General features: G+C 73.4%; 9 protein-coding genes. 4 read left to right on the top strand and 5 right to left on the bottom strand.

Annotation, left to right across the window (positions count from 1 at the left end; translation table 11 throughout):
- Positions 1-204: 204 nt before the first annotated feature.
- On the bottom strand, positions 205-1584 hold the full coding sequence (gene argH / locus C4T42_RS23335; protein ID WP_020091313.1) for an argininosuccinate lyase: 1380 nt from the start codon (positions 1582-1584) through the stop codon (positions 205-207).
- A 42-nt stretch (positions 1585-1626) separates the two neighbouring features.
- On the opposite strand from argH, the gene C4T42_RS23340 reads away from it, so the two are divergent.
- The 3 genes from C4T42_RS23340 (at position 1627) to C4T42_RS23350 (ending at position 5460) form a co-directional block, all read left to right on the top strand.
- Positions 1627-2268: a TlpA disulfide reductase family protein gene (locus C4T42_RS23340; RefSeq protein WP_020091314.1), complete on the top strand. Its 642-nt coding sequence runs from the start codon at positions 1627-1629 to the stop codon at positions 2266-2268.
- A gap of 54 nt (positions 2269-2322) precedes the next feature.
- The gene (gene nhaA, locus C4T42_RS23345; RefSeq protein WP_020091315.1) at positions 2323-3525 is read left to right on the top strand and encodes a Na+/H+ antiporter NhaA; all 1203 of its coding nucleotides are present in this window, start codon (positions 2323-2325) and stop codon (positions 3523-3525) included.
- A 177-nt stretch (positions 3526-3702) separates the two neighbouring features.
- Positions 3703-5460, top strand: a complete 1758-nt coding sequence (locus C4T42_RS23350) for a carbamoyltransferase C-terminal domain-containing protein (RefSeq protein WP_103985944.1) — start codon at positions 3703-3705, stop codon at positions 5458-5460.
- A gap of 54 nt (positions 5461-5514) precedes the next feature.
- Here C4T42_RS23350 and C4T42_RS23355 read toward each other — a convergent pair whose 3' ends face one another.
- The 4 genes from C4T42_RS23355 to C4T42_RS23370 all read right to left on the bottom strand — a co-directional run bounded on the left by C4T42_RS23355 (position 5515) and on the right by C4T42_RS23370 (position 9204).
- Complete coding sequence (locus tag C4T42_RS23355) at positions 5515-5862, bottom strand: hypothetical protein (protein ID WP_091676443.1); 348 nt, start codon at positions 5860-5862, stop codon at positions 5515-5517.
- A gap of 266 nt (positions 5863-6128) precedes the next feature.
- Positions 6129-6806, bottom strand: a complete 678-nt coding sequence (locus C4T42_RS23360) for a haloacid dehalogenase type II (protein ID WP_020091318.1) — start codon at positions 6804-6806, stop codon at positions 6129-6131.
- Between the two features lie 71 nt (positions 6807-6877).
- On the bottom strand, positions 6878-8404 hold the full coding sequence (gene murJ / locus C4T42_RS23365; RefSeq protein WP_103985945.1) for a murein biosynthesis integral membrane protein MurJ: 1527 nt from the start codon (positions 8402-8404) through the stop codon (positions 6878-6880).
- 200 nt (positions 8405-8604) lie between these two features.
- Entirely contained in the window at positions 8605-9204 is a 600-nt protein-coding gene (locus tag C4T42_RS23370) for a superoxide dismutase (RefSeq protein ID WP_020091320.1), read from the bottom strand.
- A 299-nt stretch (positions 9205-9503) separates the two neighbouring features.
- Here C4T42_RS23370 and C4T42_RS23375 point away from each other — a divergent pair, with 299 nt between their 5' ends.
- Positions 9504-10358 (top strand): hypothetical protein, encoded by an 855-nt coding sequence (locus tag C4T42_RS23375; RefSeq protein ID WP_020091321.1) that lies wholly within the window; start codon positions 9504-9506, stop codon positions 10356-10358.
- Positions 10359-10366 lie beyond the last annotated feature (8 nt).

A 10366-nucleotide genomic window follows, 5' to 3' on the forward strand; every position in this document is an offset into this window, starting at 1 on the left:
TAGCCAGACGGTGAACGCGCGGGCGGGCCGAGGGTTGCAATGCACAATTTTGAGCGGTCCTGTGGATGAGCGGGGCCCGATCCCCGGTCCGAGGCGACCGGGGCCACCCCACGGTCGGAGCGGCGGGCCGCAGCCCCCCGGCAACCCTCGGGGGCTAGCGGCGCGAAGCGCCAGCCGGCGCCGGTCGCCGTCGGCCGCGGCGGCTCAGCCCAGCCGCTCGATCCAGGCCTGCGCCTGGCGCCGGACGTTGTCGGGCGCGGTGCCGCCGTAGCTGGTGCGGCTCGCCACCGAGTTCTCGACGCCCAGCACCGCGTAGACCGCCTCGGTGATCCGCGGCTCCGCCTCCTGCATCTCGGGCAGCGACAGCGCCTCGAGGCCGACGCCCTTGGCGGAGGCCGCGCCGACGAGGCGGCCGGTGACGTGGTGCGCCTGCCGGAACGGCAGGCCGAGCTCGCGCACCAGCCAGTCGGCGAGGTCGGTGGCGGTGGCGTAGCCGGAGCCGGCGGCGCGGCCGAGCACTTCGGCGTTGGGCTCCAAGTCCTTCACCATGCCGGTCATGGCGGCGAGGCACAGGGACAGGGCCTGGAGGGCGTCGAAGGTGCCCTCCTTGTCCTCCTGCATGTCCTTCGAGTAGGCGAGCGGCAGGCCCTTCATGACGATGAGCAGGCCGGTCAGCGCGCCGATGATCCGGCCGCTCTTCGCGCGCACCAGCTCGGCGGCGTCGGGGTTGCGCTTCTGCGGCATGATCGACGAGCCGGTCGTGAACCCGTCCGACAGCCGCACGAAGTTGAACTGGGCCGAGGTCCAGACCACCAGCTCCTCGGCGAAGCGCGACAGGTGCACGGCGCAGATCGAGGCCGCCGCCAGCGCCTCCAGGGCGAAGTCGCGGTCGGCGACCGAGTCGAGGGAGTTGGCGGTCGGCCGGTCGAAGCCGAGGGCCGCCGCGGTGGCGTGCCGGTCGATCGGGAAGGAGGTGCCGGCGAGCGCGGCGGCGCCCAGCGGGCACTCGTTGAGCCGCGCCCGGGCGTCGCGGAACCGGCCCCGGTCGCGGGCCAGCATCTCGACGTAGGCGAGGCAGTGATGGCCGAAGGTCACCGGCTGGGCCGACTGGAGATGGGTGAAGCCCGGCATCACGGTGCCGGCGTGCTTCAGCGCCGCCTGGCTGAGGGCGCGCTGCAGGTCGGCGGCCTGCTGGTCGAGGGAATCGAGGGTGTCGCGCACCCAGAGCTTCATGTCGGTGGCGACCTGGTCATTGCGCGAGCGCGCCGTGTGCAGGCGGCCGGCGGCCGGGCCGACGATCTCGGTCAACCGGCTCTCCACCGACATGTGGATGTCCTCGAGCTCGCGCTTGAACGCGAAGGTGCCGCCCTCGATCTCGTCGCGCACGGACTTGAGCCCGGCCTCGATCGCGGCCACATCCTCCGCCGGCAGGATGCCGGCTTGGCCCAGCATCGCCACATGCGCCAGCGAGCCGCGGATATCCTGGGGCGCGAGGCGCTTGTCGAACCCGATGGAGGCGTTGATCTCCTCCATGATCTCCGCCGGGCCGCTCGCGAAGCGGCCGCCCCACATCCGGTTGCTCATGTCGATCCTTCCGCGCCCTGACCGTCCCGAGGCCCGAGCCTGATGCCCGGCCGCACGCCCATCCTGGCCGGCGCGGGCGTCGCCGCGCTCGCCGTCCTCGGCCTCGCCCTATACGGGAGCGGTCTCCTGCCCGGCAACACGGGCGGCGCCCTTCAGCCCTGCGCCGCCGCCAAGCCGGCGCTCGCCCGGGTCGATGCGGCCGCGAAGGGCGAGGTCGCCGCCATGCAGGCCCCGCCGCAGGCCCGGCCCGCGCCGGACATCCGGTTCAAGGGGCCGGACGGCGCCGAGACCGGCCTCGCCGACCTCAGGGGCCGGCTGCTCCTCGTGAATCTCTGGGCGACGTGGTGCGCGCCCTGCAAGGCCGAGATGCCGGCCCTCGACCGGCTCCAGGCGCAGCTCGGCGGGCCCGACTTCCAGGTCGTCGCGATCAACGTCGACACGCGCAACCTCGAGAAGCCGTCGGAATGGCTGAAGCAGGCGGGCATCCACGACCTCGCCTTCTACGCCGATCCCGGCGGCCGCGTGCTGCCGATCCTCCAGCGCGACACGCAATCGCCCGGCCTGCCGACCACGATGCTGGTCGACGCGCAGGGCTGCACGATCGGGGTGATGAAGGGGCCGGCCGCGTGGTCGAGCGCGGACGGGCTGGCGCTGATCCGCGCGGCCCTGGGGCGGACGTCGTAACGGTCGCGGCCGCGCGGTTGCGCGCGTCTCCGATGCGCGGCAAGGCGTGTCGCGATGACCTCGCCCGCACCTGACCGCGCCCCTCCGAGGCGGAGGCCCCGCCCCCTCTCGATCATCCGCACGCTGCTCGCCGGCGAGGCGGCGGGCGGGCTGATCCTGATGGCGGCGGCGGCCCTGGCGCTGGTCGTCGCCAACGGGCCGCTCGCGGACACCTACGCGCACGCCCTCCACGCCGAACTCGGCCCGATGAGCGTGCAGCACTGGATCAACGACGGCCTGATGGCCGGGTTCTTCCTGCTGGTCGGCCTGGAGATCAAGCGCGAGGCCCTCGACGGGCGGCTGCGGACCTGGCCCGACCGGGTCCTGCCGGGCATCGCCGCGCTCGGCGGCATGGCGGTCCCGGCCGCATTCTACGCGCTCACCAATCTCGGGGCCGGCACCCTGCGGGGCTGGGCGATCCCGGCCGCCACCGACATCGCCTTCGCGCTGGGCGTCCTCGCGCTCCTCGGGTCGCGGGTGCCGGTCTCCCTCAAGATCTTCCTCAGCGCGGTCGCCATCGTCGACGACCTCGGCGCCGTGGTGGTGATCGCGCTGTTCTACAGCTCCGGCCTCGACCTCACCATGCTGGCGCTCGCCGCCGCGGTGCTGGCCGCCCTCTACGGCCTCAACCGGGCGGGGATCGGGTGGCTCCCGGCCTACGGGCTCCTCGGCCTCGTGCTGTGGGTCCTCGTGCTGCGCTCCGGGATCCACGCGACGATCGCGGGGGTGCTGCTCGCGCTCACGATCCCGATCCGGGTCAGCCCGGGCCGGCCGGAGGACGCGCACTCGCCCCTGCACCGGCTGGAGCACGCCCTCGCCCCCTGGATCACCTACGGGGTGGTCCCGGTCTTCGGCTTCGCCAATGCCGGCGTGGACCTCTCCGGCCTCACCCCCGAGGCCCTGCTCCAGCCGGTGACGCTCGGCATCGCGGCGGGCCTGTTCCTCGGCAAGCAGGCCGGCGTGTTCGCGAGCCTGCGGCTGGCCGTGGCGCTGGGATGGGCCAAGCGCCCGGCCGGGGCCGGCTGGGGGCAGGTCTACGGGGTCGCGGTCCTGTGCGGCATCGGCTTCACCATGAGCCTGTTCATCGGCGGCCTCGCCTTCCCGGACCCGGAGCACGAGACCGCCGTGAAGCTCGGCGTGCTCGCGGGCTCGGCCCTGTCGGGACTCGCCGGCGCGGCGATCCTCCTCGTCGCGAAGCGCCGCGTCGCCCCGCACTAGCGGGCGGCGCGCTTCGTCATTGCGAGCGCAGCGAAGCAACCCAGTGCAGCGGAACATCGGGAAGCGTGGCGCCGCCGTCATTGCTTCGCTCCGCTCGCAATGACGGCGGCGCAAGGACGGCACCTCGCGCACGTGCCGGGCTCCGTCCGGCGCGAAAATGCGCTACCCCCCGTGGGCATGCGCTTCTATCTCGGCCTCGCCACCACCTTCCACGACCCGGCCCTCGCCCTGGTCGGGCCCGACGGCACCCTGCTCTTCGCCGAGGCGGCGGAGCGCGCCCTGCAGTACAAGCGCGCGCCGAACTGCGAGCCGGACGCCCCGTCGCAGATGGCCGCACTGCTGAAGGCGCACGTCCCGCCGGGCTCGGAACTCGTCGTCGCCTCGACCTGGGGCCCGCAATTCACCGACTTCCTGCGCGGCCAGGCCGGTGCCGGGGCCTTCGACCTGATGGCGCTCGCCACCCACACCACGGCGCTCAACCGCTCCTTCGTGCCCGAGCAGGCCGAGCGGGTGTTCATCGCCGACCTCCACGGCGCGCAGGAGCGGGCCGGCCACGGCACCCTGCTGGCCCTGAACCAGGAGGCGCGGATCAGCGGCGCGGCGCCCCGGGCGACGATCGCCGGGCAGCGGCGCTACCCGCACCACCTGTGCCACGCCGCCTACGGCCTCTGGGGCAGCCCCTTCGAGACGGCCACCGCCCTGGTGGTCGACGGCATGGGCGAGACCGGTGCGGCGGCGATCTACCGCCTGGAGGGCGGCCGGATCACGGAGCTGCGCCGCCACCGCGGGCGCGGCTCGCTGGGCTTCCTGTACGGGCTGATCACCGACCTCGCCGGCTTCGATCAGGTGAAGGGCGAGGAGTGGAAGATCATGGGGCTCGCCCCCTACGGCCGGCCCGACCCGGACCTCGCCGCCCTGCTCGGCCGGCTCTGCACGGTCGAGGGCCACCGCCTGCGCTACGCCGACGCGGAGACGATCCGGGCGGTCGCCGCGGAGATCCGCGCCCGCCGCCCGGCCGATGCCCTGGAGAACGGCTGGCCCGACCTCGCCCGCTGCGGCCAGGACCTGTTCGCGACTTTGATGGACGCGCTGGTGGCCGAGGCCCACGCGCTGGCGCCGTCAGAGAACCTCGTGATCGCGGGCGGCTGCGGGCTGAACTCCTCCTACAACGGCCGGGTGCTCGGCCGGTCCGGCTTCACCCGGCTGCACGTGCCCTCGGCCCCGGCGGACGACGGCAACGCGGTCGGCGCCGCGTGGCTCGCCTACGCGGAGGACAATCCGGGCTGGGCCGGTCCGCCGCCCGCCGCCCGGCCGCTCACGCCCTATCTCGGCTCGCGGGTCTCCACGGCGCCGATGGAGCGGCTCGCCGAGCAGGAGCCCCGGGCCCGGCGCGTCGGCCACGCGGAGGCGACCCGCGCGGCGGCGCGGATCCTGGCCGAGGGCGGCCTCGTCGGCTGTGTGCAGGGCCGGGCGGAGTTCGGGCCCCGGGCGCTCGGCAACCGGTCGATCCTGGCCGATCCGCGGCCGGAAGGCGCCAAGGACGCGCTCAACGCCAAGGTGAAGTACCGGGAGGCGTTCCGGCCGTTCGCGCCGTCGATCCTGGCGGAGGCCGGGCCGGACTGGTTCGAGGATTACGCCGACAGCCCCTACATGGAGCGTACCCTGGTCTGGCGCGAGGCGGTCCGCGCCCGGGTGCCGGCGGTGGTGCACGAAGACGGCACCGGCCGGCTCCAGAGCGTCACGGCGGCGCGCAACCCGGCCTACGCGGCCCTGATCGGCGCCTTCGCGGCGATCACCGGCGTGCCGATCCTGCTCAACACGAGCTTCAACGTGATGGGCAAGCCGATCCTCCACGGCGCGGAGGACGCGATCCTGATGTTCTATACCACCGGCCTCGACGCCCTCGTGGTCGAGGACTGGCTGGTCGTGAAATGAGACGCGCCGCGCCCCCGGGGGACGCGGCGCCGGTCCGATAACCGCGGACGCGATTTACTCGCAGACCTCGACGCGGCGGTAGGTGAACTCGCCGTCGCCGAGCCACTCCTTGCGGCGCTCGTAGTGGCAGATCGGGCCGCGGCGCTCGCGCACCACGATGGTCTCGGGCTCCTCGACCACGACCCGGCGCGGGCGGTACTCCGGCGGCGGCGGGGGCGGCTGGTTCGCGCCGTTGACGAGGGCGCTGCCGACCATGCCGCCGACGACGCCGGCCGCGAGGCCGCCGACGATGGCGCCGGTCTGGTCGCGGGCGGTGGCCGGGGCGACCGCCCCGAGCACCAGGGTGACCGCGAGGGCTGCGGCCCCAGCGCGGATCGTCGTGAAGGAACCGTTCAAGGACACGCGAAACATCTCCCGTTCGTGTTGAGGATGATCCAACACCGGGAGGATTAAGAATCCGCGAAGTGGGCCAATTCGATCGTGTACCAGATAAGCCGCGGCGGAGGCCCGTGGCGGCGCGATATCCGCTTCGTCCTTGCGAGCGCAGCGAAGCAACCCAGGGCAGCGCGCTTTGCCCGGATGCAGCCGTGTCCCTGGATTGCTTCGCTGCGCTCGCAAGGACGGAATGGGCATTTCCCGCGCCGGACGCGGCTGCCGCAGATCCCCCTTCAGAGCAGCCCGTCGAGAGATCCCACCACCGTCGTGGGCGCCAGATCCGCGTACTCGTCGGGCAGGCCCCTGCGGTTGACCCAGGCGGTCCGGAACCCGAAGGCCCCCGCCCCCGCCACGTCCCAGCGGTTCGACGAGCAGAACAGCACGTCGCCCTGCCCCACCGCCAGCCGGGTCAGGGCGATCCGGTAGGCGTCGGGATGGGTCTTGAACACCTGCGCGTCGTCCACCGAGAGGACCGCGTCGAGGTGGTCGGCCAGCCCCGCCGAGGCGACCGCCCGGTCGACCATGGCGGCGTTGCCGTTGGTGAGGACGGCGGTGCGGATTCCGCGCTTGCGCAGGGCCGCCAGCACGCCCGGGACCTCCGGGTAGGCCTCGAGGTCCCGGTAGGCGTCGAGGAGCCGCTCGCGCAGGCCGGGATCGACGTTCGGGTGGACCGCCAGGGCGTAGTCGAGGGCCCGCACGGTGAGGTCCCAGAAGGCGGCGTACTGGCCCATCAGCGACAGGGTCCAGCTGTACTCGAGCTGCTTGTTGCGCCAGACCTCGGAGAGGTGGGCGGCGTCCGGCCCCACCGCCTCGGCGTAGCGCTGGACCGCGGCGTTCACGTCGAACAGCGTGCCGTAGGCGTCGAACACCGCGGCCTTCACGCCCGCGAGGGGATTCGGTGCGTCGGTCATGGCGGTCCTCACTGGGTGCTCTCGCCCGATCTGGGGCCGGACCCGCGCGGCGGCGAGCCCGGCCGGGTCACTCAGGCCCGGCGCAGGCGCAGGCCGAACAGGTGCAGCAGGCCCGCCAGCAGGCCGCCGTAGACCAGGGCCCCGACGAGCCCCAGCACCGCCAGGACGACGAGGTCACGCCCGTGCGGCAGGGCCGGCACCAGCGCCTGGACGAGCCCCTGGCCGTAGACGGCGACCGCCGCCAGCCCGAGGCAGGCCAGCGCCACCCCCGCGACGGTGAGGCCGAGCGTGCGCCCCGGCGCCGTCCAGTCCCGGCGCTTGGCCAGGACGAGCAGCAGCAGCAGGTTCACCCACTGGGCGACCGCGGTGGCGAGCGCGAGGCCGGTGACGCCGTAGGGGCCGGTGAGCCACAGCTTCAGGGCGACGTTGACGCCGATCGCGGTCAGGGAGGCCCAGAGCGGCGTCCTGGTGTCCTGGCGGGCGTAGAAGCTCGCCACGGCGCTGCGCACCAGCACGACGGCCGGCAGGGCGAGGCCGTAGGCCGCCAGCACCGAGGCCGCCCGCGCCGCGTCCTCGGCGCTGAAGGCGCCGCGCTGGAACAGCGCCGCCATGATCAGGCCCGGGATGGTCAGGAACGCCACGGTGAACGGCGCCGAGAGGGCCAGGGAGAAGCCCGCGGCCCGGTTCTGTGCCGCGTGGGCGCCGGCGACGTCGCCGGCCGCGATCCGGCGGCTCATCTCGGGCAGCAGCACGGTGCCGGCCGCGATGGCGATGACGCCGAAGGGCAGCTGGTAGAGCCGGTCGGCGTAGTAGAGCGCCGAGACCGCCCCGGTGGGCAGCCAGCTCGCGATGATCGTGTCGGCGAAGGCCGCGATCTGGAAGCCGGCCGAGCCGATCACCGCGGGCCCGAGCACGACGAAGAAGCGCTTGAGCGCGGGATCGAGGCGCGGCACCGCGAGGTCCGGCATCACGCGGACGCGGCGGCAGCCCCACCACAGCAGCCCGAACTGGAGCACGCCCGAGACCGCGACGCCCCAGGCGGCGGCGTAGGCCGCGTTCGGGAACAGGAAGCTCAACCCCAGGGCCGCCAGCATGGCGAGGTTGAGCAGGACCGGGGCGCCCGCCGCCACGGCGAAGTGCCGGTGGGCGTTCAGGATGCCCGACAGCAGCGTCACCAGCGTCATGAACAGCAGGTACGGGAAGGTGATGCGGGTCAGCGCCACGGCGAGCTGGAAGCGCTCGCCGTCCTCCGCGAAGCCCGGCGCCAGGGCGTGGACCACCCAGGGCATGGCCGGCAGGGCGAGATTGAGCAGCACGAGCTGCACGATCAGCATCAGGGTGAAGACGCGGTCGGCGAAGCGGTGCGCCGCCCCGGGCTCGCCGGCCTCCGCGAGCCCGGCATAGGCCGGCACGAAGGCGGTGTTGAACGCGCCCTCGCCGAAGATCGCGCGGAAATGGTTCGGGAGCCGGAAGGCGACCACGAAGGCGTCCGCCAGCGGCCCGGCGCCCATCACGCCGGCCATGACCACGTCGCGGGCGAAGCCGGTGACGCGGGAGACCAGGGTCCAGCCGCCGACCGACAGGATCGAGCGGATCATGGGTTGGGGCGCTCGCCCACCACCTCCCCCCGCAACGGGGGCGGGCGGGAGCACGGTCGAAGCGTCGCGCGTGTCGATCGAGAGGAAATGGCCGGCCCCATCTGCACCGGGTCAGCCGGCGTCGCGCGCATCAAGAGCCGGTTTCGTGCGCCACCTCAAGGGTGCCGCGGACACAGGATCCGCGGCACCGGCGATACGCCTCAGCGGGTCGCCTCGGCGTACATCTTCTCCACGTGCTCCCAGTTCACGAGGTTCTCGATGAACGCCTTCAGGTAGTCGGGACGGCGGTTGCGGTAGTCGATGTAGTAGGAGTGCTCCCACACGTCGACGCCGAGGATCGGCTTGGCGCCGTGGACCAGCGGGTTCTCGCCGTTCGGGGTCTTCATGATCGCGAGCTTGCCGTCCTTGACGGCGAGCCACGCCCAGCCCGAGCCGAACTGGCCGACGCCCGCCTGGATGAAGTCCGCCTTGAACTTCTCGGCGCCGCCGAGATCCTCGTCGATCTTCTTGGCCAGCGCGCCCGGGATCGCGCCGCCGCCGTTCGGCTTCATCCACTGCCAGAAGTGGATGTGGTTGTAGTGCTGGCCGGCGTTGTTGAAGAGCGGCTGATTCGTGTTGTAGGCGGCCTTGACGATCTCCTCGACGCTCTTGCCCTGGAGATCCGTGCCCTCAAGCAGCTTGTTGCCCGTGTCGACGTAGGCCTTGTGGTGCTTGTCGTGGTGGAACTCGAGGGTCTCCTTCGACATGTACGGCCCCAGCGCGTCGTAGGCGTAGGGCAGTTCCGGCAGGGTGAAGGTCATCGCGTCTATCTCCGCTTAGCAGGGGGCGGCCTCGTCCCCGGCGGGGGCTCCCGAGTCGAGAGCCCGCTAGGTAAGTCGGTGGCCGCGGGACGGCAACGCCGTTCCGCCACGGCGGCGCGGGAAGTTCCGCAGATCGCCGGCACGCGGCGGCTCGGCCGACCCGGAGATAGCCGGCGCAGATCCGGACTATTCCGGTTTCCCCGGCATCTCGGTCCCGAGTTTTGCAATATGACGGCTAGGCCTTACTGTGCGGCACGCCTTGAGCGCCGGCCGTCAGCCGGCCCGTGTCAGAGAGTACCATGATCGCTGCGCTGTTCGCGCTCGCCGCCGCCATGATCATCGGGGGCTGCGCCGCCGTGATCCAGGGCTTCCCGTACGTGCGTCTGGAGAGCGGGCTCGCGATGGTGATCGCGGGATCGGTCGCGGCCTCGTCGGGCGCGGTGCTGCTCGGCCTCGGCGTCGTGGCGCTCGGGTTCCGGCGGGTGGAGCGCGCGCTCGGGCGCGCCCCGGCGGCCGGCGCGCGGCCGGCCCCCGCCGCGGCGCCGGCACTGGCATCGGCACCGGCCCCCGTCGACGAGGGCCGGACCCGGCTGCCGCCGGTCCTGCCGGCGGCGCCCGCCTTCATCGTGCCGTCGGTGGTCGAGCCGTCCTTCGATCCCGAGCGGCCCCGGATCGAGCCGAGCCTGGAGCTCCGGGCCGACGAGGCCCGCGCCCCCTTCTCGGAACCCGGCGCGGTCGAAGCGCCGAAGCCGGTTCCGGCCGAGCCGGCGCACGCGGTCCCGCCCGTCCTCGTCCCGGAGGCGGACCGCCGCCCCGAGCCGGACGCGCCGACCGAGCGCGCGATCGCGCCCGAGGACGACCTGTTCGCCGCCCCCGAGCCGCCGCTGCGGGAAGAGCCCGAGAAGGCAGCCGCGGACGAGGCGCCGGCCCTGCGCCCGAGCCTCGACACGCCCCCCGAGCCCGAGCCGGCCCCGCCGGCCGCCCCACGCACCGTCGTGGGGCGCTACGCCTCCGGCGGCAACACCTACGTGATGTTCGAGGACGGCTCGATCGAGGCGGAGACGCCGCAGGGCCGCTTCACCTTCGCGTCCCTCGACGAGCTGAAAGCCTTCGTTGACGGCGGCGGCGAGTCCGGAACCCGCGGCGCGGCGTGAACCCGCCC

This window comes from Methylobacterium sp. 190mf (assembly GCF_900107945.1).
Classification (GTDB): Bacteria; Pseudomonadota; Alphaproteobacteria; order Rhizobiales; family Beijerinckiaceae; genus Methylobacterium.

Bases quoted from the DNA above. Each gene is read 5' to 3' on its own strand.
- C4T42_RS23340 (WP_020091314.1), top strand. From the start codon at position 1,627: ATGCCCGGCCGCACGCCCATCCTGGCCGGCGCGGGCGTCGCCGCGCTC.
- argH (WP_020091313.1), bottom strand. From the start codon at position 1,584: ATGAGCAACCGGATGTGGGGCGGCCGCTTCGCGAGCGGCCCGGCGGAG.
- murJ (WP_103985945.1), bottom strand. From the start codon at position 8,404: ATGATCCGCTCGATCCTGTCGGTCGGCGGCTGGACCCTGGTCTCCCGC.
- C4T42_RS23370 (WP_020091320.1), bottom strand. From the start codon at position 9,204: ATGACCTTCACCCTGCCGGAACTGCCCTACGCCTACGACGCGCTGGGG.
- nhaA (WP_020091315.1), top strand. From the start codon at position 2,323: ATGACCTCGCCCGCACCTGACCGCGCCCCTCCGAGGCGGAGGCCCCGC.
- C4T42_RS23360 (WP_020091318.1), bottom strand. From the start codon at position 6,806: ATGACCGACGCACCGAATCCCCTCGCGGGCGTGAAGGCCGCGGTGTTC.
- C4T42_RS23350 (WP_103985944.1), top strand. From the start codon at position 3,703: ATGCGCTTCTATCTCGGCCTCGCCACCACCTTCCACGACCCGGCCCTC.
- C4T42_RS23375 (WP_020091321.1), top strand. From the start codon at position 9,504: ATGATCGCTGCGCTGTTCGCGCTCGCCGCCGCCATGATCATCGGGGGC.